The organism is Proteus sp. fly-1008, assembly GCF_040140305.1.
Lineage (GTDB): Bacteria > Pseudomonadota > Gammaproteobacteria > Enterobacterales > Enterobacteriaceae > Proteus > Proteus vulgaris_B.
On record NZ_JBEEWH010000004.1, the window covers coordinates 304,085 to 330,167 of the forward strand.

Here is a 26,083-nt window from a genome sequence, read left to right on the forward strand (position 1 = left end):
TTTAATTTTACAGCAAACAGTACAATAAGACCTTTACAATATAAGCCTAGGTGTTTATATTGCTCCCCATTGCGGAGGGGTGGCCGAGCGGCTGAAGGCAGCGGTCTTGAAAACCGCCGATGGGAAACCATCCGAGAGTTCGAATCTCTCCTCCTCCGCCATCTCAACATCTCCTAGCGTCTCCTGAAGTTTCCTTATCCCAGTAAAATCAAACCTTCGCACTAAATCATTGTCTCTTGAAGTCTCTTAACGTCTCTTGAAAGCTCTACCACTTGTTGTATAGTTTTTTGTATAGAATTACCCTATACAAAATTGGTGATTTATGAAGCTAACGGACATGGCGATTAAAAAAGCCAAACCACGCGAAAAAGTTTATTCACTGGGTGATGGCAACGGATTGTCTTTAATTGTTGAACCTAACGGGTCAAAAGGGTGGAGGTTCAGATATCAGTTCAATGGTAAATCAAAGATGATATCGCTTGGCATATACCCTGTTATTACATTAAATGAAGCCAGAGAAAAAAGAGATGACGCTAGAAGATTGGTTGCAAATGGAACTGATCCAGCAGAAGTAAGAAAAGAAGAAAGGAATAACGCCAATTAAATGACTATCAGGTGGCGCTACTGATGGGCTATATCCGTGAGACTTCTTAAACCAGACTTCAAATGCTTCTTCTAATATATCCATCACTCCACCTTTTTAATTCTTCAATACCTAACTCTGTTAATTGCCATCCGTCCTTTGGGTGAAGCTTAATAAGCCCTTTATTCTCCAACGAGAAAATTGACATACTATTGCTTAACTGACCATATCCATTATTTATATTTTTTAATGTGCTAATTTGACGTTCTGTTAATTTCATATTCATTCCTCTTCATTGCATCCCTGTGAGTTAAATTAAGCTGTGCGTATTCTCGTTAAAACGTATCACCGAACTCATCCTAATGCGCCAGAGTTTGCCAATAATACAATTGATGGTTTCAACGATGGGGATCCAATTGATATTCCTGATGGTCGTTTTATCTCTGTTCGTGTGCAGATGCCAGAACAATCAATCTATAACGTGAGAATGCGTGAAATGGAAGAAGCGCAGAAAGCTGAAGAGGAGCGTAGACAAAAAGAAGAGGAAGAAAATCAGGACACCAATAGCGCACCAGAAATTGATAACTAGCTGATTATATTTATTTGACTCAAGGATGAGTTAAATGCTAATGATAACCATTCCGAACATGGCCGAAATAAGACGATTGCTTAGTTATTTATATAGGAGTACTGTTTTTATACACAGTGATTGTGTGATTTTAAATATAAAAAGGAGTTTGTATGAGTAGTCGCGTCAAGCCAATTGAGGTCATGAAGCGTAATATTTGTCCCGTATGTGCAAAAATGGACTGCCCATTCTTGACAAAGGATAAGCATTGCAAAGAGATGATGGATGCTTTCAGGGAAGGTGATATAACCAAAGCGATAAAAATTTATTCTCAGCGTTATTTACAGTATGCGGGGCTGATGAGTGGTAGCTTAAAGAAAGCGATTGAATCATACGATTCCATTGTTTAAATGGTTACTTCAACACCTAAGCAACAAATCAGTATTCCTGCTGAGTTAAATACAGCAATAACATCCGCTCAGTCAACTTTAATCCCTGGAAAGACTATTGATAAAGCCACTTTAGCACCAGTTGCTATTTTTACGCCAGCAGTAACAACGACAAGCGCAACGTCCGCGACAGAAACGTTGGGGGCTATTTTAGGGCGCGCATTAGGTTTGGGTGCTGGTCTTATGCTGTATTCTCCTCCCGTTGGTGTAGGCAGTGATAGATATCCTTCCGTCATTTACCAAGAGTATCCTAAAAACCAAGAAACCGCACTTACTGTAGCTGGACAGAGATTAAACATCCCTAAAGAAGCACATTTAAGAGATATTGCAAAGCGAAAAGGTATCATTAATACCTCAGCTACTGTAATTGAAAAGGTCGTTAATGGAGCGAAGCAAATTGAGTTAGTGCAAACGGATACACCAGTTAAAACTCGTGTGGTTGAGGCGAGAAAAACTGCTGAGAAAGGCATTTTTGCTTATACATTACCACATGAAAAGCAGGAAAGAATGGCTCAAATTGGTAATGTGGCGATATTAACGGGTGCGGCTTTACCTGAGCCTGAAAAGCATAAATACATACCAGGCGGGGTATATGATATTCCTAGGTTTAATAAGCTACCTTTAGAGGCTCCAACCTTTTTTACAGAAGGCGAGAAAAAGCTGTCCACATTGAAAGAGCCTATAATTTTGGTATTTCCATGGGAATTAGGAATAAAGCCAATTTATTTATCGACGGGTAAAAAGGATAAAGCTCGTCAAGGAGTTAAAGAAAAAGGGCATAGTTACCACCCCGCGCCTAAGACCGAAGAAATTAAAGGGTTAGGGGAGTTAAAAAAAGGTCAGAAAAAGACCCCCAAACAAAGTGGAGGGGGAAGACGAGATCGCTGGATTGGCGACAAAGGTCGAAAAATCTACGAGTGGGACTCACAGCACGGTGAACTGGAAGGGTACCGCGCTAGTGATGGACAGCATATCGGTGCATTTGACCCGAAAACCGGTAATCAGCTGAAGCCAGCCGACCCGAAACGTAATATCAAAAAATACCTGTAACGACGGAGATAACATCATGGGATTGAAATTAAGATTAGAGTGGTTTGATAAAAAAACGGAAGATTTTATTGGTGAAGAGTATTCGGTAGATCTGGGTGATGATGATACGGTTATTGAACAAACCGTTAAGCCGACAGAAAACATCATCAATAACGGCGGTTTTGATGTTATTTCTGCTTGGGTTCCTTATCTTCAGAAGCATCTGACTCATAAGATTGAGTTGGATAAATACACTTATTTCATTTCATTTGATTACAGGGATAAGTGGTAATGAACAAACGTATATAATATTTATTCGTATCGTTTTGAAAGCCTCTTAACGGAGGCTTTTTTTGTTCCAAATGACGATCTAGAAAAATCAGTAAGTTAATCAGTCTTAACACACTCACCTTCAATAAAATCCTCTCCGTCATTTTCGTATTTCACCAGGCGACACTCTCCTAGTAAGCCATACCGACTAACTACACAGCGAACACCAGGTGATGAACTTGAGCTTTGGTGTTTGTTTTGTCTTCACTCGTAACTGGACACTTTCTCTAGCAAAGCATCTTTAACCATGCTATCTAATGTTCTGCGGGTAGATTCGAGAATATTTTTCTTATCAAAAGAATCTATTTCTTTAAGCATCGCACTACTCTATTTTCAAATACTGCACCGAATTCCCATCTGGCAACTTCTTACTTCTCTCACGATAAAACGCTAGTCGTTCATTTAAGTGCTCGCGTAAATGTGCTGGTTGTTGTCGTTCAACTTCGGACGCAACAACTGGCATATTGAGTCGTTCTTTATATGCGACACCACTTGCAGCTAAATCGACATTGATCTTGTCTTTTTCTTCTTGAGTTAGGTTTGCGATGTTCATAATAGATCCGGTTAGTTTTTGGAGAGTATAGCAGGGTGTGGAATTAAAGATGAGGAGGTGGTATAAAAGCATCACCTTTCTTTTTTACTGTTCAAAAAATATCTAGCATCAGTCGTGGTTGTATAGGATTTTGTATATAATAATAATTATTATTAAATTTACACTTATAAATCAACGCTGTATTTCTTTTGTTTTATTCTCTCCTCATCCGCCATCTCAACATCTCCTAGCGTCTCCTGAAGTCTCCTAATTCCAGTAAAATCAAACCTTCGTACTAAATCATTGTCTCCTGAAGTCTCTTGAAAGTTCCATTTTTTGGGTACAAATGGGGGAACATTATACCCCCTTAATACTTAATACCCTCAATATGAAACCTCAGATATTTAATCATGAAACTGGTGATGAAGATGATCTCTATTTAATCAATGCAAAATTGAGTAGGGATAAGTTTGAAAGACTTTCTATTAAAAACATTTCCATGTGTGACCCTATTCAGTATCTATCAGGATTTAAAGCATTAGTTAAAATGAATGCAATCGACCTGAAGTGGTAGTTTGCTACTATTTGCTACTATAAGTAACTATACCAAAGAAAATAAAAGTACTGCGGAATCATTGCCATTTTAGGGCTGTTTTTTCATTCTATTTTATAGGTGAGAAAATAATCAATGAAACTCACCTATTTAGTATTAGTATCAAAATAATTTTAAAGGCTTATTTGTTGATTTCATTATTTTGAGCTTGAAGAAAATCAGTGAGAAATGCTTGTGCATTACCTTCATGGGATATTTCTTCAGAGTAATTTACTGATATAGGCTGAGGTTCTCCTGGTATATAAAGGTTACCACAGCATTTATTCTCAATAATTAGGGTAACAAATTTATTTCCATTAATATTTATTGAGTACCGGGTATCTCTAGTGGTTTTTTCGACCTGCATTTTTTGAATTTTTAAATTCCAGTCATGGTCAATATTTTCGATCTGTACTAATGCTTCATTAGCACTACGATCACCAACACGTAGAGTCCAAACAATCACTCCTTGTTGACCTTTATAGGCAATGACATTATCTGCCACATCAGGGCGTTGCTCTGCATGTGCGCTCCCTATTATGCAGGTAAATAATATAACGATTAGTGCTATTAAATTTTTATAACTAGTCATATTTTCTATCCTAATTTATTGTTATATATAAATAATTATGTAAATACTAATATTCTATTACTATGATGTTAGTCATCATAATAGATTTATTTATTTTTAAACATAGCACGAATTTACTATTAGGATATTTCTTGTTTAATTTTCAACAAAATATTAATCAATTCTTTTTAAGAAAAAAATAATATAATAAAGATTGATACAGAGAAGCTACACTTCTCTGTATTTTTCTTGATTTAGTTTATAAAGATAAAATTCGTTCAGATATCAGCGACATTAATTTCTCTGATTGAACATCAGTGATTATCATCGTATTCATGCGGCATTCATTTGAATTGCCATTACTTCTAGATGGTGTTTGGTCATCATGGATTGTTGCGAAGCTTAGACCAAAGAGTTTGCCTGATTCGTACTCAATATCAATATGACCGTTTATACCTGTAAAAATATCTGGTCGAATTAGATAACCTATTACACAGGGATCATGTAAGAAGGGATCAAATGCAGCATATCCACGAGCCATTTTTGCTGCTGTTCTAGCAATAACGTTACCTTGCTCTAACGATTGACATAAACCAGCTCGAATATCAGCTTTATGGGTTACATCTAATCCCAGCATCGTAATATGCTCTGCTGTATCAAAAACAATATGTGCTGCATGTGGATCAACATAAAAATTGAATTCAGCGGCAGGTGTTATATTTCCACCGCGAAATGCGGCGCCTCCCATTAGAACAATATCTTTTACATTATCTTTAAGCCTTGGTTCTTTGAGCATAGCCATTGCGATATTGGTAAGTGGTGCTGTTGGACAAAGGGTAACTTCTTTAGGGTTAGACATCACTGTATCAATAATAAAATCCACTGCATGTATATCGGGATAAGTGTAATTGGATTTCGGTAACGTAACCCCCGCAAGACCATTGTTGCCGTGTACTTGAGTCTTATTTCCTCTGCGTGCTATCAAAGGTCGTTCACATCCTCTTGCTAGAGGTATATCGGGTCGTGATACAAATGAGAGAATATTACGAGCATTCTCATGAACTTTATCCAACTCAATATTTCCGGCTACGGTTGTGATCCCCAGAACTTTAATTTCTGGTGATGCTAATGCAAGTAAAATTGCAATAACGTCATCGACACCCGGATCACAATCTATAATAATTTTAGTCATATAACTTCTCCTTTGATAACTTACATAACACATTGAATAACAAATAAAACTAAAACTAGGACTAAGGAAATAAATATCAACTGACAAAAATACCGACTATTGTTGCAGATAAGCAACTCACCAACGTTGAACCGACTATCAGTCGAAAACTGTTTGCCGCTATCATTTTTCCATGTTCTTTACTGATACTGGCGACACAGGCAATAATCATTCCTATTGAACCAAAATTTGCGAACGAAATTAGGAATACAGAGATAATGGCTTCTGTTCTCGGGCTTAAATCATCCAATTTGCTATAATCAAACATTGCAACAAACTCATTTGTTAAAATTTTTGTGGCAATAATTTGCCCAAACTGAATACTGTCTTGCCATGGAACACCAAGTAAAAACGCAATGGGTGAGAAAATATAGCCAAGAAGACCTTGGAAACTAATTCCTATGCTGTATAAAAAAATATCATTCAACATGCTAATCAGGGCAATAAAGCCAAGAAGCATTGGAACTATAGCTAGAATTAATTTAAAACCATCAAGCATATGTTCTGTTAGTACTTCAAAAAAACTATGATGCTCATTTTTAGGGGCAAAAAAATGGCTCGATATTTCAATGGGATCGTTAGGATTAATAATAGAAACAATAACAAAAGTACTAAAAAAGTTTAGACATACACCAATAAAGACAAATTCAGGTGATAACATTTGAGTGTATGCACCCAGTATTGCGATATCCACAGTAGACAACGAGCATGCAGCTATTGTGTACATTTGTGGTTTTGTTAAATTGGGAATGTATTCTTTAATCGAAACATATACGGCCATCATACCTACAATAACAGCACTAACTGCTGAAAAAGACTCAAGTTTACCGACTTTTGCTATTTTATTAATAAGGTAACCAATAGTAAGAATAATCAATCGTAGAATACCAAAATATTTTAATATCCCAATAATTGAACAAATAAATACTAAAGGCATTAGAGCAACAATAACAAACACAATAGGTGTTTTTGTGCTTATATCTCCAAATACAAAATCAATTCCTTTATTTGCATGATGTATTAAATATTCTATACCTATATTCGTTGTATTAAGAATTGTGATCCCAATAGTTGTATGTAAAAGTATAAAAGCAACGGTGGCCTCTATTAATAGAAGAATAATTATAGGAATAAATTTCATTTTTATTTTATTAGCATTAAAACTAATAGAAGATGCCACTATAAAAATTAAGAGAAGGCTAATAATGAAAATTAAATATTTCATAACGACCTCGATTATATAATTTATTAACGGGGGGGTTATTTATGCACTTCCCTTACATACGCTCTTTTTTTAATCTGGCATCAACACTTGTCCTAGATGGCATTGATGATGCACCTTTTTTTTCAACGGCCAATGATGCATAAGCAATAGAAAATTTAATTGCTTCATCCATATTTTTACCTTCTATTAATTTTGCGGCCAAAGCACCAGTGAATGCATCACCTGCACCACTTGTATCAACGACAGATGCACTCATCGCTTTGTAATATTTCATAGTTTTACCATTGAAATAAAGAGCACCACTGTCACCAAGTGTCATTACTATTTCTTTAACACCTAAATTGTGTATTGCTTTTATGGCTTCCTGCGCTGAAATAACGCTATCAATTTTAATGTTTGATATTAGTTCTGCTTCTGTTCCATTTGGTATTAATAAATCAACAGATGGCAAATGTGAGACAATGTGCTCTGAATAGGGTGCTGGATTAAGAATGACATAACATCCCGATTTTTTTGCTATTTCAATCGCAAACTTAGTTGCTTCTATATTATTTTCTAATTGAGTAAGAAAAATTTTTGCCGATTGTAGATTATTAATATCTGAAAGAATTTCAGCTTTAGTAATGGTTGCATTAGCCCCTAGATCAATAACAATACTATTGTTACCGGTGGTGCTCTCAACCATAACTAATGCATTCCCTGTCTTTGCATTGGCATCCTTAATTAAGGTATATGAACTTATCTTTGTAGTTCCGAAATATTTCTCTGCAGTAGCGCCGAATGAATCGTCGCCTACTTTAACAAAAAAATGCACATGGTCATTTAATTCAGCCGCCGCAACTGCTTGATTAGCACCTTTCCCACCAGGAAAAAAATTTGTAGAGATTGCTTTGATTGTCTCTCCGACAAAAGGAAATCTTTCAACTTCTGTGACAACATCTAAATTGAAAGATCCTAAAATATATAATGAGCATTTATCTGCAGTTTTTTTATCTCTACTTTGTTCTTCATAATTAAATTGAAGTACTCTGGTTTCATCAATAGTTCTATTTATTATTGGTTCTAATTCAATTTTTTGTAATCTCACTCCACCATGAAATTTAGTTGCTATACCTAATAACTGTAATTCATCTATGTATCTTCTTACTGTTCTTTCCGATACATGAAGTAGCGTACTGAGCTCTTTCACGTAGATAGAATTATCTTTCACTAATTTTTTTCTGATAAATGCAATACTACTCTTTTTTTTCATATCACCTCTCATTTGTTAAAAAAATGTTTTACTATTTGTTAACATAATAGAGGTTAATTAAGTTTATTCTGCCTGAGTAGTCACGTTTTTTGCTCGTAATTGGACAATTAACTGTCCGTTTAGATAAGTTTTAAGGAAAATATATGAATAATGCGATTTGCTTGTATTGGATGATTATCTAAAATCGTAATGGAATTATTGAAAATATTTAGACCAAAATTAATAAAAATATAAGATAAAGAAAAACAACCTCGATAGTATTTTCATATAAATTTCAATCAAATCAAAGTAATTGACTGAGTAAAATAAAAATCAAACAAATATCAGCGATAACAAGTAAGACGCCAATAAGTGTTCTGACCAAAAGGCATGAAAGTGCTGTAGAAGGAGCTTTAGGAAATAATGCAGAAAAAGACCAATGAGCCAGTGCGGCAATCAAAAATATAGCGAGTATCATATAACTTATAAAAAATACCATCATAAAATCCTTTAGACTAAGTGTTATATTTTCTTCTAAAAAAGAATACCTTTATTTTTTATAGAACTTTTATAATTCTAATTTACTATTGAGATAATTTGAAGCATGTTAGTATGATGATAGTCATTAATTTGATTATTACTATCTTTATATTAAGAGATTTATACTATATTTGTACTAGTAATTGTTTTTTTAGATGTTTTTTGTGTGTTTTTTTATTTGTTTCTGGTTTTTATGAAATCTAGGAGATTACTTGGATTATAATTCTGATATTATTTTTATTTTTATTTTTCTTTTTCTCATCATGTTAGCTTTGTGTTTTTATATCGAATTTATTCTTTGATATGGTTTTAATTAAATTAATGCTTTTTATTTGTATAAATACAAGGTTCTTATATCAATGAGGTCAATATGTTCCAACTTAAACGCAAGCTAGTTTGCATTAGCAAATTTCCCTGTTCAAGATCAAACGGTCAATATTAAATTTACCTCTAACTATTCACTATAGTAACGATCCAGTTAAACATGATGAAGCGAATGGCAAAGTAGATTTCACATTTACCTATGATTAATTATGAAAAATAAGTAAAAAAGCACCTAATGGAATATGAACTATCCAATAAACTGGGGTCATTTCAATATCAAAGGGTGCTTTTTTGAGATTTTAATTACGTGCAACAATACGTTTTTCTTTATGGCTGAACCAGCTTTCGCGTAATTTATCGTAACTAAGATTAAATGCATAAGTATAGAAAAGGAAGAAGATAAAAAATCCTATTTCTAATAAAAATGCATCCAATAGCGACATATTTAATAAAAATGCCAGTATTGGCAAACCGATAATAACAAAACTAAATTCAAAACCAATTGCGTGCATAATACGTATTTTTGTTGGCCTTGGTCCTTTAGATAAAGGCCAATAACGATCGAAAATCATGTTATAAAATAGGTTCAATAGCATCGCTAACGTTGATAAAACAATAGCCACTGTGCCCATTTGAAAAATGGAGCGACCCAAAAGCCATGCACTAAGCGGTGCTGTTATGGCAATAGCAATTGCTTCAAATGTAACAGCGTGAAAAACGCGCTCAGTAAATGTTTTTTGATATTGGCTCATATCCCACCTCAAATTAATTATTTAACAAAAAACGAGTGCAATTATTGGTGATATTTTGTATATATACAAAATAGGTGCCATCGAAAAAACCGATACCATAATGAATTATTCCATAGAAACTTTACGTACATTTATTGAAGCTGCTTCATTAAAATCATTTTCTGCAGCTGCTCGAAAATTAAATAAAAGCCAATCTACGGTCAGTAGCACAATAACTGGTTTTGAAGATGATATGGGGTTTGAATTGTTTGAGCGCAAAGGAAGAGAATCAACACTCACTTTTGCAGGACAGAAAGTATTAAGCCTCGTTGAAGATATCTTAGCCGCTGATGAGCGATTACAGGCATTAAGAATAGAACTATCGCCTGAAATGGAGCCTCGTTTAAGTTGTGTATTCTCTGATATGTATCAACCACCTTATTCAGAGAAACTCTTGAAAATTCTAGATAAAGAATTCCCACATCTTGAATTTGAGTTTCTTGTTGCTGAGAATGATGATGTGATTAATATGCTGCAAAATAATCAGGCGCATATTGGTATGATGGAATCACGAATAGAATATCCTGCTGATATTGCTTTTGCCCGATTACCTATACAAGGTGAGCTAGGATTATATGCACATAAAGCCCACCCTTTGGTGAAAGAAAAGCAGATAACTTATCAGCATCTCACAATGAATCGTCAGCTTAGATTAAGTAGTCGTGCTCAATTTGTTATTAATAGTGAGAAAAACTGGCAGGCACCTAATTATCTATTATTGCTCGAAATGGCAGAACAAGAGATGGGATGGGCGATACTACCTACATGGCTAGTAAAGCAATTTGGGCATGGCTTATTAATGAGCTTAAATTACGATCAATTTCCTAAAAAAATAGATATTGATTTAGTTTGGTCTAGAAACAATCCGCCAGGAAAAGCAGGGTATTGGATGATAGATAGGCTCTTAAAAAATGATCTTCAATTTTCTCTCTAAGTATTAATCAATCACCTTCATTATCAATATATATAGTGAAGGTGATATATTCCTTTCACGACATCAGATCACCAACCACAAACATTTGTTTCTTCATCCATATCATAACCACGTACAATATTGATAAGATCTTTTACCATTAAACTTGATGTATCAGCATCGAGTAAATCGGTTAAATAACACTCTTGATCAACAGAAACGCCATTATTTTTGTTCGTGAGTTCCAAAGAGAGTTCTTGAGTATCAAGATTTATTTTATTTTTTAATTCATCAACTAATGATAAAATTTCTTTTGTTGCGATTTCTGGAATATATAAAATTTTAGGGTTAAGAAAGATTTTTTCAGCTTTTTCATTATCATTAGTGTTAATCAATGCTAATAAATAACCTTTGTTTTCATTTTCCATATTATTAACCTTCAGCAAGGACTTTGGGATCGACATAAAAATCGACATTAAAAACAGTATCTTCAGTTTTTGCTTCTATTTTGTGCCATGTTTCTGGTGGGAATACACCAAATTCACCCGCATTAATCACTAATGTTTCTGTTGGCTCCGGGCTAATTTCATCTGCATATGCGTAATAAACAATCACTCCTTGCATAACAGATAGTTTTGGGTAAACCCCTTGGCGAGTTCCTTTATCTAAATGTCTTTCCCATATTGATTTTGGGGCTGTATCTACAGTCCAAAGTGGCGTTGAGCGTACATGAATATAGTGAGTAGGGATAATAATCCTTTCCATTTTACCGCCCTTATTGCATTGAATAATGTGATTTATCTGCTTTTTATCTTAGTCAGAATAAAAAGCTAAATTTGTCACTAGGTAAATGACTTTTCTTAATGACAAATCTACCTCGTATAAAAAAGTATTTCAAATGCCACTTAACAATAAATTGCTAAAAATAGACGGAGGGTTAAATAAGATATTGTTTTTACTTAATAAAAAATATTTTAAAAAATAAAAAATATTTTAAGTGAGAGGGTTAAATGATAACACCATGTTATTTAATTTGTTTATAAGGTGTCTCATTATAGTGCGAAAAAATAAAAAAATAGGGTGAAAAGTCATCTTTTCACCCCATATTTGACAAAATTTGTCGCTATTTCATTAATCCCAATTAGGTGCTAATCCTTCAGGGCTAACTAAACGATCATTACAATCTAGTGCTGCAATTGCTTTTTTGTCTTCAGCATCAAGTTGAAGATGAAGGCTTAATAAATTACTCGCTAAGTTTTCACGTTTTGTTGAAGATGGAATAACAGAATATCCTTCACTTATTGCCCAAGCTAAAATAACTTGTGCTGCAGTAGCATTATGTTTTTTAGCAATTGCCTGAATAGTTTCATCTTTTAATGCTTTACCATAGGCTAATGTCATATAAGATGTAATAGGGATCCCATGTTCTCTCGCCCAATTAACAACATGATGACTTTGCAAATAAGGTGATAATTCGATTTGATTAGTTGCGATATTTTCTACTCCAACGGCGTTAATTGCTTGTTCCATTAATGGGATCGTAAAGTTAGAGATCCCAATTTCACGTGTTAAACCTTGTTTTTTTGCTTCTAATAATGCTTGCATAAATTCTTCTACTGAAACCGCATTATTAGGTGATGGCCAATGAATAAGAGTTAAATCAACATAATCGGTTTGTAAATCACGTAAACTTTGTTTTAAGCTCGGGATCAATTTGTCTTTAGGTAAATTTTCTATCCAAATTTTAGTTGTGATATAGAGATCTTGACGTGGAATACCACTTTCACTGATTGCTTGACCAACGGCTACTTCATTGCCATAAATTTGAGCAGTATCAATTGCACGATATCCTAATTCTAACGCTGTTTTTACAGAGGCAATAACAACGTCATCTTTTAAACGAAAAGTACCAAGACCTAATACTGGAACGCTCATAATATTCTCTCTTAATAAATTGAATTAATTTTAAAGCACAATTCAATATTCATGATGGGTTAATACAGCACATGCTCATAACTTATTGAATTTAGCTATCGTTACTTGCTGCTATAAGCTCATATTGATAGAAGGTCGTGCTATTCATAATGTTTCGATGGCAGTTATTGTATTCTTATCTGTTTTTCTAAAAAGAGGGATAAAAACAAAAAACTTTTGCTAAATAGGCAATAATGAAAGGGTAAATCTATATGTTATAAACTAAAAAATTCTGCTTTAAAGCGTTTCATTAACCAACGTAGTTTCTCTGTTCTATAATAAATTAAGTATAAGGTATTAATATTTTATTTGTTATTTAACGTAATTGAGATATCACTATGGAATTAAAGGATTATTACGCCATTATGGGCGTTAAACCTACGGATGATATTAAGACGATTAAGACAGCATATCGCCGTTTAGCAAAAAAATATCACCCTGATGTCAGTAAAGAGCCTGATGCTGAGGCGCGTTTTAAAGAGATTGCTCAAGCTTGGGAAGTTTTAGGTAATGAACAACGTAGGGCAGAATATGATGAGCTCTGGGCTCATCGCAACGACCCGAAATTTAGGCAATTTACGCAACAACACTCAAATCAAAACCAAGAAAGCTTTAGCCAAGAAGAGTTTGACGATTTTTATACCTCTTTTTTTGGACACCATTCTCCATTTGAAGGGCGACGAGCTCAACAACCTCAAAAACAACGTGGTCATGATTTAGAAATAGAATTAGCTGTTTTTTTAGAAGAGTCGCAAGAAGAGCATAAACGTACAATCAGTTATCATTTACCGGTTTATAATGTGTTTGGGATCTTAGAAAAAGAAATACCTAAAACATTGAATGTTAAAATTCCTGCTGGTGTTATTGATGGTCAACGTATTCGTTTAAAAGGGCAAGGAACAACCGGCGAGAATGGTGGTGAAAACGGTGATTTATGGCTAACAATCCGCATTGCACCACATCCTTTATTCGATATTAAAGGCCATGATTTAGAAATCGTTGTTCCTGTTGCACCTTGGGAGGCTGCATTAGGTGCAAAAATTCCTATACCCACAATAAAAGAAAAAATCTTATTAACGATCCCTGCAGGAAGTCAAACTGGGCAAAGATTGCGCATTAAAGGGAAGGGATTGGTTAGCAAAAAAGTCAGTGGTGATTTATATGCAATTATTAAAATTGTCATGCCACCGAAACCGGATGAAAAGACACGCGAATTATGGCAACAAATTGCAGATAGCCAGGCCGATTATAATCCACGTAAAGACTGGGAGAATAAATAATGGGTCAATTAACAACAACAGTATTTACTGTTACTGAATTTTGTCATCATACGGGAATATCCAGAGATGATCTCAAAGAATTTGTCGCACTTGGCGTTATTGAACCATTAGAAATTGAAACTCAAGAATGGTTTTTTGATGATAATGCGATTGTAGTAACACACCGCGCATTAAAACTGCATAAAGAACTTGCATTAGATTGGCATGGGATTGCGATAGCGCTCACTTTATTAGATGAAAATGAGCAACTTAAACAAGAAAATAAACAATTACGTCAGCAGTTAATGCGGTTTATCGATAAACTCTAGTTAAATAACATAGCCATTAAAGACATTAACTCTCTTAGTGGCTATTTTATTATTTTCTGACTTTAGCCACTTTTTATGCACTATTAGATACAGGATATAGAGTTATTTATACAAGTGCAGTAGAGCCTAACAAAGAGATCTACTATTTATTAGAATTTATAAAAAAACGCATCATTTAAATTTAATAAGAGAATAAATATTAATAAATGGGGGGTGTTTATTAAATCACAATGGAATTAACATAATTTGTGCATTATATAATGATTTATTACATGAAGTGATTACTAATAACAATGTTTTTTAATATTTAATTGCATTCTAAATATATCTTTTAATAAAGATTATTAATATTAATACGATATGATTAAATAATGTTTTTATTTCGAAATATAATGCTTGTTGAGATATAAATCACGGAAATACTCTCTTTCTCATTGCTAATATTCTATCTCCAATTATCTATCTGGTTTTTTATTTCTTTATAGATATTTAATTAATATACAAATTATAAATAACAAGCAAATGGGAGTTTTATGTCTTTATTCAAAAAAGGCATTATTGCCTTATCAATTAATATAGCACTTGCTTCTTCTGCATTAGCATGTACCACGCTTTTAGCTGGCACTGAAGCAACAAATGATGGTTCATATATCATTGCTCGTAGCGCAGATAGTGATGCATTAAAAGCACAACATTTTGTTATTCATCCAGCAAAAACAAACCAAACAGGCATCTATAGCACTAAAGAGCATAATGGTGTTAATAACTTCACTTATCCATTACCTAAAAATTCATTACGTTATACCACTGTACCTAATTGGAAAACACAATTGCATGGTGCAACTGGGTTTAATGAATTGGGTGTTGGGGTTAGTGGAACAGAATCTATCTTCGCCTCACCTCAAGCACTTGCATTTGATCCTTATGTTGAAGATACAGGAATAACAGAAGATGATATTCCTGATGTGTTACTTTCAAGAGCAAAAACAGCGCGTGAAGCAATCGAATTATTAGGAAGTATTATTGAAAAACAAGGGGCTGGAGAAGGATTCGGAGTTGCAGTTGTTGATAAAAATGAACTTTGGTATTTAGAAACAGGGACAGGACATCATTGGGTTGCACAAAAATTGCCTAAAGATAAGTATTTCGCAACAGGCAATCAAGGCAGGCTACAATTTTATGATATTAAAAGAGATGATGTTTTAGGTTCTAAAAATTTAGTGGAATTTGCGATCGAAAAAGGACTTTATAACCCAGAAAAAGAGGGGGTTTTTAATTTCTCTAAAGCTTATACGCGTGATGATGAACGTGATCGCACCTATAATGATCCTCGAGTGTGGATCATTCAACAACAATTTAACCCATCACTAAAACAAGCTGTCGATGATGGGCGCAATTTTGCACCTTTATTAACGCCAGAGAAAAAAGTTTCTGTTGAAGAAGCTAAGGCAATGTTACGTAATCATTTTGAAGGTACAGAGCACGATCCTTATACCAATGGATTAAATGGTAAAGAGCCATGGCGCCCAATTAGTGTATTTAGAACTTATGAAGCACATGTAATGCAAGTTCGTCCTGAACTTCCTCAGGAAATAGGTGAAGTAACTTATGTTGGTTTAGGTATGGCGGATTTAACTGCATTTGTTCCGTATTACAGTGGACTAAAAGCTTATCCTCAACATTATGGAATAGGTACAAATAAAGCAGATAGCGATTCTATTTATTGGAAATATCGAAAATTACAAACATTAGTGATGACAGACTATCCAAAACTTGCACCAATAGTAAAAAAAGCCTACCAAGAATGGGAAGAAAAAACAGCATTAGAGCAAAAAGAAATGGAAGCTAAATATCTTGCTATGGTTAAAACAAATAAAGTAGGTGCAGATAAAATGCTAAATGAATTTAATTTACGTGTGATGGCAAGTGCGGAGTTATTGACCGAAAATTTAACAAATGAATTATTTACTGTAAAAACAAAAGATATTCAAGATGATATTTTCTTTGCTAATAAGTCTAAAAAAGACTGATAAAGAAATATTGTTTTAAATACAATTTAGACAAAAGATCCCAAATTGTTGGGATCTTTTTAATAATAGGCCATTAAATAACAGGAATATAGTAGCTAATTTTTTGCAAATACTGCCCACTTTGATCAAGTAATTTATCGTAACTCACTGGCTCTTTTAGTGTATATCGTTCAATATCAGGGCCAGGTCTACGTAATAAATTCATTTTTGGTAATACCTTAGTATATACCGTATAAATAATGTCATCATAACCCGTTAATGAATCCAAAATTTCATCCATATGGAAAGTAATTTCTAAGTAATTACCACTGGGTAGTTCTAATTGTGACATTGCTGAGATATTAGCTGCCGTTGATAGCTTTTCTTTATCAACCGCAGTGTTATAAATGTACATGGTGTCATCTAATGTACTTGCAGATGCTCTGTGCATTGCGTATAACTCAGTCGGTATTGTATGTACATCTTTCAAAAATTTACGCCAAAACTCCCTTCTGAATTTTTTCTTGTCTGAATTCCACGTTGAAATGGGTTTATTATACTGGTGTGACATGCCGGCTAATTTTAGAGAAGGGAAGGTAACGACCTCATATTTGGCACTTAGCTCAACAGTTTCTAGTGCTGGAAAAATAAGCTCACTAATATCCCAACCTGGTTTTTTTCTATACTCGGAAGGGGTGATATTAAATTGTTTTTTAAATGCACGACAAAATGTTTGCTGAGAGTCAAACCGGTATTTCAATGAAATATCTAGCAGACTGCAACGTGTAATACGTAAGGCATAAGCACCACAAGATAAGCGGCGGGCGAGTATGTATTTTCCTAAAGATATTCCTGTATATGCTTTAAATAAGCGCTGAAAGTGCCACTTCGTATAGCCTGATTTTTCAGCAACGATATCTAATGATAAACGTGAATCAAGATTCTGCTCGATCCAAACAATGATATCTTTAACAACATTCTCTTGAAGCATGAATATTCCTATTATTTTTCTCTATCGATATTTTTCAATAAGATCGATTTAATTTATTGAACTACAATAAATTTATAGGTGCTAGGATAATAGCATATCGTATAGTGGTAGTTACATTGAATAAAGTAAAATAGGCGAGTATTAATGTAAAGTTATGTATTGAAAATTATTTGAATTAAATTTGATTTTAAATAAAAAATAACCGGCGAGGTCATTAATCAATGATTGATTTTATTTATTCAAATAAAGATAAATTTTTTGTTTTCATTAAATGCGGAAGTATCCTATTTTGTCTTTAAAAGAAAGCGCCTAGCTTTATTGTATTAGTGAAATTCATTTACTATTTTAGGAGATATAATGAATAAGTTATTTTCTATTTCAGCTGTTGCTTTAGTCTCATCGTTAATAGCAGCTCCCGCTTTAGCTGCTAAAACGGATACTTATAATTGTGAAGGCCAGAAAATTAGAGTTTCATTTCCTAATGAACAGCTTGCTATTATGTACTACAGCGATGAAATTATTGTTCTACAAGAGGCTATTGCGGCGAGTGGTGCTCGTTATGTTGGTGAAAATTTCCAAATATGGGGAAAAGGGAAAAATGAGTTTAACCTCGCTACCATTTCAGAAGATGATGCTATAAATGGACGTGTTGCCGAAGATAAAGGGCGTATGTGCGAATTAGTAAAATAGCTTCGTTATAGCAATAATGTTTAAAATTAAAGGGGAGTGTGTATAACTTCCCTTTTATTTACAAATCAGGTTGAATGTAAAATATTTCCATAGAATGCAATTAGTTTTAGCATATCTATTATCAATTTAGTAGCTTTTAAAATTTAAAAATAAAAAGATCATAAATATAACTATAATAATTCCTGTGCTGTTAAATATAAGTTGGTGTTTTTACTGTTGTTCAATAGAAGGGAGAATATACTGTTTTTTTATTTAACAAATAGAAAAGGAAATTATTTGAATTAAAAAAATATACTTAAAAGTACACGGAGGATAATGATAAAGGTGTTATTTTGAGCTCAATAAATAAGCTTAATTTAACTATATAGTGATATTGTGATTTAAGTAGTGATGACAGTATAAATAGGCTCTTAACGAATGGGCTCATTTTAGTTATACTGTGTGAAATAACATAAAAATTATTCGTTTCTTACCTTGAACACTATCAGAAAATTTATTGTGAGTTTATATGAAATCTTATCCTTAGCTAGTCTCATATTAGTTTTTAAAAGTTAAATTTAGAAGATAATACACCGCTATTTAATATAGTGGGAATTATACTATCAAAAAATTAATAGAGAATAAATCTAATGAAAGTTAAAAATTCAAGAAAATATAATGTAGTGTTACCTGATAATAGAATTTTAGAGTGGTATGAGTCTGGGTCAGAACAAGGTAAACCAGTGGTATTTTGTACTGGTGCAGGTATGAGTGGTCTATTAGGTGTGGACATTGAATATCTAAATAAGCTTAATATCCGTTTAATTACTCCAACTCGTCCAGGATTAGGTAATTCAACGTTCGATCCTCATAAAACGTTAAAATCTTTTTCTCAAGATATTTTATTTTTACTCGAACATCTTAATATTAAAAATTTTAATGTAGTGGGATTTTCTCAAGGGGCTGTATTTGCTATGGCACTTTGCTTTTATTGTCATGTAGACAAATTAGCCATTGTCGCAGGACAAGATCAATTTGATTATCCTGATACGCGAAACCAACTCACAGACGATGTTGCTAATATGCAACAGCAGGCGGTGAGTGCTCCTGACGTATTAGCTTCTTGGATTAAGCAAAATATATCAGCTAATTGGCTAATGGACTTTATTCTAAATTACAGTGCAGATGTTGATTTAGCTGTTTATCAATCGATAGATTTTCTTCCTGTTTACCAAGAATGTATGGCTGAAGCTTTTAAACAAGGTAATGAGGGATATACTCAAGATCTTCTTATTGCTATGCAATCATGGGGCTTTTCACCAGAAGACATAAAAACGCCAACAACATTATGGTATGGCATGAAAGATACGAGTACCGTTCATTCTCCTGATTTTGGAGCATTGTTGTTTCAACGTTTTCCTAATGCACAACGACATTTATGGCCAGAAGAAGGCGGATCACTTCTGTGGACAAAAACTGAAGATATTTTATTAGAATTAGTTGATTAAAACTAAGCACTATATTATTGATGGAGTAGATACTGCGTATTATAAAAAATAACAGTATCTACTGTTTTAAGGTATATTTAATCGATTTACTTCAGTTCTACCGGAAAATACAATTATAAATATGGTTTTCGGTTGGATGGATAATTACTCTTATATTATAATTATTTTCTAAATTGCCAAAATGACATTTTTTTTTAAATAAATTTGAAAATAATTTGCTATAGATCGAATTATATGACTTAATAGCGCCACTGGTTTGGAAGTACAGACCTATTTATGTTAGTGCAGTTTTAAGTAGTTCACCGTTTAGCGTTATCCATGATACCTCTTCGTAGCGAATTCCTTCAAATAGTGACCATAAGTAAAATCCGAAATCAAACCGCAAACAATGCCTTATGGCAAAATAATTAATTAAAGGAAATCTTATGTCTAATACAATGACTGGTACAGTAAAATGGTTTAACGATGATAAAGGCTTCGGTTTTATCACTCCTAAAGATGGTAGCAAAGACGTATTCGTACACTTTTCAGCGATCCAAAGCGAAAGCTTCAAATCTCTGAAAGAAGGCCAAGAAGTTTCATTTTCTATCGAAAATGGCGCTAAAGGCCCTGCAGCCGCGAACGTAATCGGTCTGTAATTTTTAGTCATGATTAAATAAGATATTACGTTAAGTAATATTAAATTTATTAATCAGGCTAATAAAAAACCTCGCTTCGGTGGGGTTTTTTTGTGTCTGCTTTTTATATCCGCTTTTTATGTTACTTTATTTTTATTTTCACGTAGTAAGATATATAAGTCATTTTATTAAAGTTAAGTAAATATTTAATGTAAATAATTTAAATTACCATAAGTATATTTACCTTTATAATTGGTATGATAGATAAAATAATAAGATTCTTATAATGCTGAAATAAAGATAGCAAGATATTGTCTTCTCGATGAAAAGAAAGAAAAAAACTTCATTAGAATAGAAAGATATCAGATAAATCATAAAAAATAATTTAAAGAAGAATATTAAATTAATATTTAATGACTTATCTAAAAAAAATGCTGTCTAATTCAATGTGGCTTAAATGCTTTTAGTTCTCTAAGGACAAACTTGTGTACGCTAAAAATTTTTTTTCATTGCATCTGTTACACCCAAAATATTTTTTAACTTGGTTTGGTGTTTTTATTCTTTTTCTATTAGTACAATTACCCTATTCTTGGTTACTTTTCTTAGGTAAACGTTTAGGGTTACTATCTCGTTTTTTTGTAAAAAGAAGAGTCTCTATAATAAAGCGAAATTTAGAGCTATGTTTTCCTAATAAAGATAAATATGAAATAAATAAACTCGTCATGGAGAATTTATCTTCACTTGGTGTTGCTTTATTTGAAACAGGAATGGCTTGGTTTTGGAGTGATCGCCGATTAAAAAAACTTTTTGTAGTACAGGGAATATCCAATTTTACAAATGCTAATGAGAAAAATGCAGGAATTTTATTAATCGGTATACATTCGATGTCGCTAGAGTTGGGTGGGCGTATCATGGGGCTTTGTTTCCCTGTTAATGCCATGTATAGACCGCATAATAATAAAGCGATGGAATATATTCAAACTAAAGCGAGATGCCGTTCTGATAAAGGGATGATAGATAGACGTAATTTAAAATTTATGGTTATGGAGCTAAAAAAAGGAAGGGCAATTTGGTTTGCTCCTGATCAGGATTTTGGTTTGAAAGGAACCACATTCTCACCTTTCTTTTGTGTCGAAAAAACATCAACTTCGAAAGGTGTTGCAATATTAGCCAAATTATCAGGAGCACCTTCTTTAACTGTAACGCTGATTAGAAACGAAAATAAGAAAGGTAAACAATACAGCTTAATTATTGGTGAAGAGTTGGTTAATTACCCTAGTGAGAATATTCAAAACGATACAGATAGAATGAATAAGTTGATTGAAACAGAAATCATGAGGGCGCCAGAACAATACTTATGGGCCCATAGACGATTCAAAACACGACCTGCAGGTGAAGCGAGTTTCTATCATTAACCTATTTATAAATAGGTTAATAAAAAAAGACCAACACATAATGTGTTGGTCACAGTAAATACTGGAAGCAATGTGAGCAATGTCGTTGTAAAGGTTGAGTAAAAAACTCAATTATTTACAATCTAAAAGATAATCATTATCAATTATCTTGTCAACCCTTACGTTTGTATGGATTAATGAAAAATGAAACAAAAGGATAGAATGGAAAATAAAAAGGTAAGAAGAAGAATAGAGTTAGCAGGTATATAAATTAATTACACCTGCTTAATATATTATGATCATAATAGAAAAATACCATTTATATAAATATAGTAATAACTTCTAATGTTCGAAAATATATACTCATTATTTAATAATAAATATTAGATTAGAGAAGTGATTAATTATATACTATATCCATTATAGCTAAATTTTCACTAAGCCAATTTATATTCATTGAACCTCTATTTTCATTTAAATTAGCATTAAATATTTCATTTGGTTCAATTTTATGCTGTGTTTCCTCCATTTCAACACCATTCCAGCAATTTGTCTTAAATATATGTCCGACAGAGTTAATCATACAATTACCTTCTACGATAGAGCCTGTAAAAGTAATTGTTCCTGAACCAATAACCTTATTATTATTTGCGAGGGTAGGAGATGATAATAAAAATGTTAAACAAGCTCCTATAATAAGATTCTTTTTCATTTTATATTCCTTAATATTATTCTATTGGTCAAATTTAATAATTGATCTCTATTGTGAAAGATCTGTATTTTTTGTACTGGGCTGATGGAAGGAATATTAGAGAAAAAAAATATATCAATCTGTAAAAAAACTTGATGGATAATGACAATTATATAAACATTTATGAATGAATTATTGAAGGCTACAATAATAGAATAATAATTGAAATAAAAAATAGCTTACATAACTAGTTGAATAGTATTAATTTGATAAAATTAGGTCTACTTTTATTAACAAACTAAATTTATTAAACATAAGTTATATTACTTAATTTTTTCATGATACATTTTGTTGTTAAAACAAAAAATTAATAATCTGAGCTATTTAAATATGACAAAAAATTTGTCAAAATATTTCGACGAAGTTACTGTAAAAATAAAAACTATATCTTTATTTGATGATTTTTATCTAGTTAAGCATTGATATCTTAATTTATCACTTTATTATCATTTAAAATAAACAACAAAAAGAGAATAAAATATTTATGCAGAGTTATCATTCACTATCAGCCCAAGTTTACCAAATAGATAAACCTATAGGATGTAGTTTTGGTGATGTAGAATATTATCAAGAGCGTCTTAAGGATGTTAATGGTAAAATCTTAGAACCCGCTGCGGGAACTGGGCGTATTTTGATCCCTTTATTAAAGGCTGGGTTTAATATTGAAGGGTTTGATCTTTCAGATGAGATGCTTTATTTCTGTATGGAAAATCTAAGAAGTCATGGATACCCCCAAGATAAAGTGACTAAAGATAATTTGTTGACATTCCAAGTTGAGACACTTGTTGATGCAATAATTATTCCGACAGGAACTTTCTTATTGTTAGATAGCGAAACAAAAGCACTACAGTCACTTCAACAATGTTATAACGCATTAAATCCAGATGGACGTTTGCTAATTGACATTAGTCTGGCGCATACCTTTACCAAAGGCCAATGTTTTAGTCGACAATTTGAAACACCGGAAGGGGATTTAATTACCTTGCAGATGGTGAATGCCGAAATAGATTATATTAATCAATTAATAATATCTCATCACCGTTATGATAAATGGAGAAATGGGAAAATAATTGAAAGTGAGTGGGAAGTGTTTAAATTGAAATGGTTTGGTATTTATGAATTTAAACGGCTCCTTGAGTTTATTGGTTTTAAAAAAATAACAATTTCTGGAGATTATCAATATTTACGCGAACCAAATAATGAAACAGAAATTATTACTTTTGAAGCTTATAAATAGAAATGAAATAAAATAGTGATAAAAAGGTCATAAAAATAATGGCCTTTTTAACTTGTTAGTTTTTTTTGGTTTTTTCTTGAGAAATTAAATTTTATCTTAGCTATAAAAAAAAGTGAACATTTAATTTGAAAGGAACAGTAATTTTATTTACCAGTATTAAATTGAGTTCTTGAGATAAAAAAATCCCCGCACTAGGCGGGGGGAAATTAAATATCTATCAGTGATGAAATACTGAAACCAATAGTAAGGGAAAAAAAGATATCAATCTGTAACAAACTTTAAAAAAAAATAATGAAAATAAGTGTGAAACTAAAAGTGTTTTTTGAAAAAATCAATAGATACTTGATTTATTTTTAATGTAATTGATTGTTTTTAATCTATTTTTAATTTATTGGGAACTCAGGAGTGGATCATATAGCTAATAATCATATTAATTTAGCAATAAAATTTGTATACATTTAGCTGAGAGCATTGATAAATTTCTTAATCTTTAGAACAAAAAAATACGTATTTATAATTGTTTAGGGTGAAAATTAGGCAATAATAATGATTGATTATTGCCTAATTAGAACAGATGCAAAAAGATGATAGGGTGTCTATCTATTAACTACCATTGTTTTACATCAATCATATTGTTTGGGTATGCCTTAGCGATATAAGAAGAGATATTATTGCGAATATAGGGACTTTTTTCTTCAGGATACATTTCCCAAGCTTTTTTTAAATAACCCAATAGCTCACTATTGATATAATTTGAACTAGATAATGCCTGAATTGCGCCTAAGCTGATTTCTGCGTTATCAGAGATAGTTAGTTCAAAAAATGCTGAAATTTTATATTTTAAATTAGTATCATGAGAGGCTGCATAAATAGCACTTCTTATGATCTCTACATTTTGATGAGTAAAGAAAGGCTGAAAGTCCTCAACAAAAATAGTTTCTAGCTCTGTTAAAATGTAGCCGATAAAGCGCAATGTATCTTCGTGATTGGTTACTTTAAGAATAGAAATAAGACTTTCTTTAAATTGTGCATATTGGTCTTTATATTTGAAGTAAATAACAGCAATCGCAATGTCTGTTTTTTTATCATATGGCGTAATTAATGCTCGTTGAATATGAGGTAAAGCGAGTTCTTTAAAATAAGTTGCTAAGACATTTAAAGAGGCTTTATATAACTCAATACTTTCGGTTTGTAGTTGTTGCTCTAAAAAATATAAACTCCTATTTGATAATTTAGGTAGTTTAGTTAATGAGTTGATAGCATTGATTTTTCTAGTAATATCATCGTTATCGTTGGCAAGACAAAGTAGAACTTCTTCATTACCTCCCATACGATGACCAAACCAACTTGTGTCATAGCCTAAAATAACTTCATCTAACCAACGTTCATACCATTGTGTAAATGATGTCTCATAAGAAAATGTGTAGGGAGTATCTGAATTTACCCAATCAGATGTATATAAAATATGACCTTTATAATCACCATTCACTACTAATAAAAGATCGTACTCACAACCACAGGTTCCTAAATAGAGTGTACCTTGGTGAAGCCTATCGTAAATATTATCAAATTCTTCATCACTACAATCATCAGGTACATGACATAGTGCTTTCCATTCATCAATATCCATATTAGGGCTAAGCAAGCAGGGTAATGCGTAGTTTTTTATATCATGTCTATCTATCGCGTCATCAAAAGCGTAGAGCCCATAATAAGGGCCTGCACCACCATAAGAACCTGTACCACCATGACCAATTCGAGTGATAAAGTCGATATAGTCCTGTGGAAATTTACATCCAGCTTTTTCTTGTAACTGATTAGCCTTTTCTATAGAGAGTGGTGGGTTTAATTGATAGTTATGGTTATTAGCGCCAAATTCTTTGTGTTCGTGATCGACAATAGCAACAAGTACTAATTTTTCACGGATACGCTCAATAGGATTATCTGCATATTTCTTATTTATTTGTTCCCATTGTTGCAACGATGTAAATTTGTTCTCTTTTTCAAAGAGAGATGAAATAAAGCCCATAAAGTAAAATCCCTATTGATGATATGGTTTAAGTCTAAAATGCTTATTTAACAATCCATTATTATGGGTAGAAAACTAAATATAAAATAATTTTCTTACTGAAATTACACTATAAACTATTTTATCTTTAATAAGAAAATAGTATTTTTAGGTAATGCTTTTCTTTATTTATTATGAAATGAGTATAAATATGCAATAGATAAAAAAAAGACCAACGCTAGGAGAGTTGGTCAATAAATACTAGAAGCAATGTGAGCAATGTCGTTGTGAAAAACCAAGTAAAACACTCAACTATTCACAAGGTAAAAGATAATCATTATCATTTGATATGTCAACCCCACTAAGATTATGGTCACTATTTATTCACACTAAAAGCTAACAAAACAATCTAGTTTATAGAAACTAAA

General features: G+C 32.6%; 26 protein-coding genes, 1 tRNA gene and 2 pseudogenes. 15 read left to right on the top strand and 14 right to left on the bottom strand.

The features are described 5' to 3' along the window. Positions 1-73 precede the first annotated feature (73 nt). Together ABN256_RS09840 and ABN256_RS09845 are read left to right on the top strand one after the other, a co-directional pair. A tRNA-Ser gene (locus ABN256_RS09840) sits at positions 74-161 on the top strand. A 161-nt stretch (positions 162-322) separates the two neighbouring features. Then, positions 323-589, top strand: a pseudogene (locus tag ABN256_RS09845) (Arm DNA-binding domain-containing protein); the annotation flags it as partial. A gap of 73 nt (positions 590-662) precedes the next feature. Here the strand turns inward: ABN256_RS09845 and ABN256_RS09850 are convergent. Then, the gene (locus tag ABN256_RS09850; RefSeq protein WP_231619318.1) at positions 663-863 is read right to left on the bottom strand and encodes a hypothetical protein; all 201 of its coding nucleotides are present in this window, start codon (positions 861-863) and stop codon (positions 663-665) included. 42 nt (positions 864-905) lie between these two features. Here ABN256_RS09850 and ABN256_RS09855 point away from each other — a divergent pair, with 42 nt between their 5' ends. From ABN256_RS09855 to ABN256_RS09870, 4 genes and pseudogenes are all read left to right on the top strand, one after another. Continuing rightward, positions 906-1,172 (top strand): phage tail fiber protein, encoded by a 267-nt coding sequence (locus ABN256_RS09855; protein ID WP_196553318.1) that lies wholly within the window; start codon positions 906-908, stop codon positions 1,170-1,172. A 152-nt stretch (positions 1,173-1,324) separates the two neighbouring features. Further along, positions 1,325-1,561, top strand: a complete 237-nt coding sequence (locus ABN256_RS09860; RefSeq protein WP_349439429.1) for a hypothetical protein — start codon at positions 1,325-1,327, stop codon at positions 1,559-1,561. A 777-nt stretch (positions 1,562-2,338) separates the two neighbouring features. Next, a pseudogene (locus tag ABN256_RS09865) lies at positions 2,339-2,650 on the top strand (colicin E3/pyocin S6 family cytotoxin); the annotation flags it as partial. A gap of 16 nt (positions 2,651-2,666) precedes the next feature. Then, complete coding sequence (locus tag ABN256_RS09870) at positions 2,667-2,921, top strand: colicin E3-like toxin immunity protein (protein WP_196553317.1); 255 nt, start codon at positions 2,667-2,669, stop codon at positions 2,919-2,921. 360 nt (positions 2,922-3,281) lie between these two features. On the opposite strand, the gene ABN256_RS09875 is transcribed toward ABN256_RS09870, so the two are convergent. From ABN256_RS09875 to ABN256_RS09905, 7 genes are all read right to left on the bottom strand, one after another. Beyond that, a complete protein-coding gene (locus tag ABN256_RS09875) occupies positions 3,282-3,512 on the bottom strand; it encodes a DNA polymerase III subunit theta (RefSeq protein WP_196553316.1) in 231 nt (76 codons plus the stop codon). Positions 3,513-4,225: 713 nt separating this feature from the next. Next, on the bottom strand, positions 4,226-4,675 hold the full coding sequence (locus tag ABN256_RS09880) for a hypothetical protein (protein WP_349439430.1): 450 nt from the start codon (positions 4,673-4,675) through the stop codon (positions 4,226-4,228). 238 nt (positions 4,676-4,913) lie between these two features. Further along, the gene (locus ABN256_RS09885; RefSeq protein ID WP_349439431.1) at positions 4,914-5,846 is read right to left on the bottom strand and encodes a nucleoside hydrolase; all 933 of its coding nucleotides are present in this window, start codon (positions 5,844-5,846) and stop codon (positions 4,914-4,916) included. 76 nt (positions 5,847-5,922) lie between these two features. Next, a complete protein-coding gene (locus tag ABN256_RS09890) occupies positions 5,923-7,110 on the bottom strand; it encodes a NupC/NupG family nucleoside CNT transporter (RefSeq protein ID WP_196553314.1) in 1,188 nt (395 codons plus the stop codon). Between the two features lie 52 nt (positions 7,111-7,162). Beyond that, positions 7,163-8,362: a ribokinase gene (locus ABN256_RS09895; RefSeq protein WP_340895988.1), complete on the bottom strand. Its 1,200-nt coding sequence runs from the start codon at positions 8,360-8,362 to the stop codon at positions 7,163-7,165. Positions 8,363-8,645: 283 nt separating this feature from the next. Further along, positions 8,646-8,840, bottom strand: a complete 195-nt coding sequence (locus tag ABN256_RS09900) for a hypothetical protein (RefSeq protein ID WP_196553312.1) — start codon at positions 8,838-8,840, stop codon at positions 8,646-8,648. Between the two features lie 664 nt (positions 8,841-9,504). Next, positions 9,505-9,957, bottom strand: a complete 453-nt coding sequence (locus ABN256_RS09905; protein ID WP_196553311.1) for a multidrug/biocide efflux PACE transporter — start codon at positions 9,955-9,957, stop codon at positions 9,505-9,507. A 100-nt stretch (positions 9,958-10,057) separates the two neighbouring features. Between ABN256_RS09905 and ABN256_RS09910 the strand changes: the two genes are divergently transcribed. After that, a complete protein-coding gene (locus ABN256_RS09910; RefSeq protein WP_072069628.1) occupies positions 10,058-10,930 on the top strand; it encodes a LysR family transcriptional regulator in 873 nt (290 codons plus the stop codon). A gap of 68 nt (positions 10,931-10,998) precedes the next feature. Here the strand turns inward: ABN256_RS09910 and ABN256_RS09915 are convergent, their stop codons facing one another. The 3 genes from ABN256_RS09915 to dkgB form a co-directional block, all read right to left on the bottom strand. Further along, positions 10,999-11,337 carry a DUF1869 domain-containing protein gene (locus ABN256_RS09915; protein ID WP_196553310.1) on the bottom strand — a complete coding sequence of 113 codons (339 nt, stop codon included), beginning with the start codon at positions 11,335-11,337 and terminating at the stop codon, positions 10,999-11,001. A 4-nt stretch (positions 11,338-11,341) separates the two neighbouring features. Next, complete coding sequence (locus tag ABN256_RS09920; RefSeq protein WP_196553309.1) at positions 11,342-11,674, bottom strand: TehB family protein; 333 nt, start codon at positions 11,672-11,674, stop codon at positions 11,342-11,344. A 366-nt stretch (positions 11,675-12,040) separates the two neighbouring features. Next, entirely contained in the window at positions 12,041-12,844 is an 804-nt protein-coding gene (gene dkgB / locus ABN256_RS09925; protein WP_197269368.1) for a 2,5-didehydrogluconate reductase DkgB, read from the bottom strand. A 377-nt stretch (positions 12,845-13,221) separates the two neighbouring features. Here dkgB and cbpA point away from each other — a divergent pair, with 377 nt between their 5' ends. From cbpA to ABN256_RS09940, 3 genes are all read left to right on the top strand, one after another. Next, positions 13,222-14,163: a curved DNA-binding protein gene (gene cbpA, locus ABN256_RS09930; RefSeq protein WP_196553307.1), complete on the top strand. Its 942-nt coding sequence runs from the start codon at positions 13,222-13,224 to the stop codon at positions 14,161-14,163. After that, positions 14,163-14,471, top strand: a complete 309-nt coding sequence (gene cbpM, locus ABN256_RS09935) for a chaperone modulator CbpM (protein ID WP_349439433.1) — start codon at positions 14,163-14,165, stop codon at positions 14,469-14,471. Before cbpA ends, cbpM begins: the two co-directional genes overlap by 1 nt. Positions 14,472-15,004: 533 nt before the next feature. Next, positions 15,005-16,501 carry a C69 family dipeptidase gene (locus ABN256_RS09940; RefSeq protein ID WP_196553305.1) on the top strand — a complete coding sequence of 499 codons (1,497 nt, stop codon included), beginning with the start codon at positions 15,005-15,007 and terminating at the stop codon, positions 16,499-16,501. Positions 16,502-16,574: 73 nt separating this feature from the next. Here the strand turns inward: ABN256_RS09940 and ABN256_RS09945 are convergent, their stop codons facing one another. Then, positions 16,575-17,471 carry an AraC family transcriptional regulator gene (locus ABN256_RS09945; protein ID WP_115350998.1) on the bottom strand — a complete coding sequence of 299 codons (897 nt, stop codon included), beginning with the start codon at positions 17,469-17,471 and terminating at the stop codon, positions 16,575-16,577. Between the two features lie 357 nt (positions 17,472-17,828). Here ABN256_RS09945 and ABN256_RS09950 point away from each other — a divergent pair, with 357 nt between their 5' ends. The 4 genes from ABN256_RS09950 to lpxL all read left to right on the top strand — a co-directional run bounded on the left by ABN256_RS09950 (position 17,829) and on the right by lpxL (position 21,680). Further along, complete coding sequence (locus ABN256_RS09950; RefSeq protein ID WP_349439435.1) at positions 17,829-18,161, top strand: MliC family protein; 333 nt, start codon at positions 17,829-17,831, stop codon at positions 18,159-18,161. A 629-nt stretch (positions 18,162-18,790) separates the two neighbouring features. Next, positions 18,791-19,648 carry an alpha/beta fold hydrolase gene (locus ABN256_RS09955; RefSeq protein WP_196553303.1) on the top strand — a complete coding sequence of 286 codons (858 nt, stop codon included), beginning with the start codon at positions 18,791-18,793 and terminating at the stop codon, positions 19,646-19,648. Positions 19,649-20,073: 425 nt separating this feature from the next. Further along, on the top strand, positions 20,074-20,286 hold the full coding sequence (gene cspE / locus ABN256_RS09960; protein ID WP_193014255.1) for a transcription antiterminator/RNA stability regulator CspE: 213 nt from the start codon (positions 20,074-20,076) through the stop codon (positions 20,284-20,286). Positions 20,287-20,750: 464 nt separating this feature from the next. Then, a complete protein-coding gene (lpxL, locus tag ABN256_RS09965; protein WP_340896001.1) occupies positions 20,751-21,680 on the top strand; it encodes an LpxL/LpxP family Kdo(2)-lipid IV(A) lauroyl/palmitoleoyl acyltransferase in 930 nt (309 codons plus the stop codon). Positions 21,681-22,059: 379 nt separating this feature from the next. Here lpxL and ABN256_RS09970 read toward each other — a convergent pair whose 3' ends face one another. Further along, positions 22,060-22,371 carry a YmdA family protein gene (locus ABN256_RS09970; RefSeq protein ID WP_349439436.1) on the bottom strand — a complete coding sequence of 104 codons (312 nt, stop codon included), beginning with the start codon at positions 22,369-22,371 and terminating at the stop codon, positions 22,060-22,062. 523 nt (positions 22,372-22,894) lie between these two features. Here ABN256_RS09970 and ABN256_RS09975 point away from each other — a divergent pair. Next, positions 22,895-23,647 (top strand): class I SAM-dependent methyltransferase, encoded by a 753-nt coding sequence (locus tag ABN256_RS09975; RefSeq protein WP_196553300.1) that lies wholly within the window; start codon positions 22,895-22,897, stop codon positions 23,645-23,647. 607 nt (positions 23,648-24,254) lie between these two features. Here the strand turns inward: ABN256_RS09975 and ABN256_RS09980 are convergent. Continuing rightward, a complete protein-coding gene (locus ABN256_RS09980) occupies positions 24,255-25,676 on the bottom strand; it encodes an SMI1/KNR4 family protein (RefSeq protein WP_349439437.1) in 1,422 nt (473 codons plus the stop codon). Between the last annotated feature and the right edge of the window lie 407 nt (positions 25,677-26,083).

Bases quoted from the DNA above. Each gene is read 5' to 3' on its own strand.
- ABN256_RS09850 (WP_231619318.1), bottom strand. From the start codon at position 863: ATGAAATTAACAGAACGTCAAATTAGCACATTAAAAAATATAAATAAT.
- ABN256_RS09860 (WP_349439429.1), top strand. From the start codon at position 1,325: ATGAGTAGTCGCGTCAAGCCAATTGAGGTCATGAAGCGTAATATTTGT.
- ABN256_RS09870 (WP_196553317.1), top strand. From the start codon at position 2,667: ATGGGATTGAAATTAAGATTAGAGTGGTTTGATAAAAAAACGGAAGAT.
- ABN256_RS09875 (WP_196553316.1), bottom strand. From the start codon at position 3,512: ATGAACATCGCAAACCTAACTCAAGAAGAAAAAGACAAGATCAATGTC.
- ABN256_RS09880 (WP_349439430.1), bottom strand. From the start codon at position 4,675: ATGACTAGTTATAAAAATTTAATAGCACTAATCGTTATATTATTTACC.
- ABN256_RS09885 (WP_349439431.1), bottom strand. From the start codon at position 5,846: ATGACTAAAATTATTATAGATTGTGATCCGGGTGTCGATGACGTTATT.
- ABN256_RS09890 (WP_196553314.1), bottom strand. From the start codon at position 7,110: ATGAAATATTTAATTTTCATTATTAGCCTTCTCTTAATTTTTATAGTG.
- ABN256_RS09895 (WP_340895988.1), bottom strand. From the start codon at position 8,362: ATGAAAAAAAAGAGTAGTATTGCATTTATCAGAAAAAAATTAGTGAAA.
- ABN256_RS09900 (WP_196553312.1), bottom strand. From the start codon at position 8,840: ATGGTATTTTTTATAAGTTATATGATACTCGCTATATTTTTGATTGCC.
- ABN256_RS09905 (WP_196553311.1), bottom strand. From the start codon at position 9,957: ATGAGCCAATATCAAAAAACATTTACTGAGCGCGTTTTTCACGCTGTT.
- ABN256_RS09910 (WP_072069628.1), top strand. From the start codon at position 10,058: ATGAATTATTCCATAGAAACTTTACGTACATTTATTGAAGCTGCTTCA.
- ABN256_RS09915 (WP_196553310.1), bottom strand. From the start codon at position 11,337: ATGGAAAATGAAAACAAAGGTTATTTATTAGCATTGATTAACACTAAT.
- ABN256_RS09920 (WP_196553309.1), bottom strand. From the start codon at position 11,674: ATGGAAAGGATTATTATCCCTACTCACTATATTCATGTACGCTCAACG.
- dkgB (WP_197269368.1), bottom strand. From the start codon at position 12,844: ATGAGCGTTCCAGTATTAGGTCTTGGTACTTTTCGTTTAAAAGATGAC.
- cbpA (WP_196553307.1), top strand. From the start codon at position 13,222: ATGGAATTAAAGGATTATTACGCCATTATGGGCGTTAAACCTACGGAT.
- cbpM (WP_349439433.1), top strand. From the start codon at position 14,163: ATGGGTCAATTAACAACAACAGTATTTACTGTTACTGAATTTTGTCAT.
- ABN256_RS09940 (WP_196553305.1), top strand. From the start codon at position 15,005: ATGTCTTTATTCAAAAAAGGCATTATTGCCTTATCAATTAATATAGCA.
- ABN256_RS09945 (WP_115350998.1), bottom strand. From the start codon at position 17,471: ATGCTTCAAGAGAATGTTGTTAAAGATATCATTGTTTGGATCGAGCAG.
- ABN256_RS09950 (WP_349439435.1), top strand. From the start codon at position 17,829: ATGAATAAGTTATTTTCTATTTCAGCTGTTGCTTTAGTCTCATCGTTA.
- ABN256_RS09955 (WP_196553303.1), top strand. From the start codon at position 18,791: ATGAAAGTTAAAAATTCAAGAAAATATAATGTAGTGTTACCTGATAAT.
- cspE (WP_193014255.1), top strand. From the start codon at position 20,074: ATGTCTAATACAATGACTGGTACAGTAAAATGGTTTAACGATGATAAA.
- ABN256_RS09970 (WP_349439436.1), bottom strand. From the start codon at position 22,371: ATGAAAAAGAATCTTATTATAGGAGCTTGTTTAACATTTTTATTATCA.
- ABN256_RS09975 (WP_196553300.1), top strand. From the start codon at position 22,895: ATGCAGAGTTATCATTCACTATCAGCCCAAGTTTACCAAATAGATAAA.
- ABN256_RS09980 (WP_349439437.1), bottom strand. From the start codon at position 25,676: ATGGGCTTTATTTCATCTCTCTTTGAAAAAGAGAACAAATTTACATCG.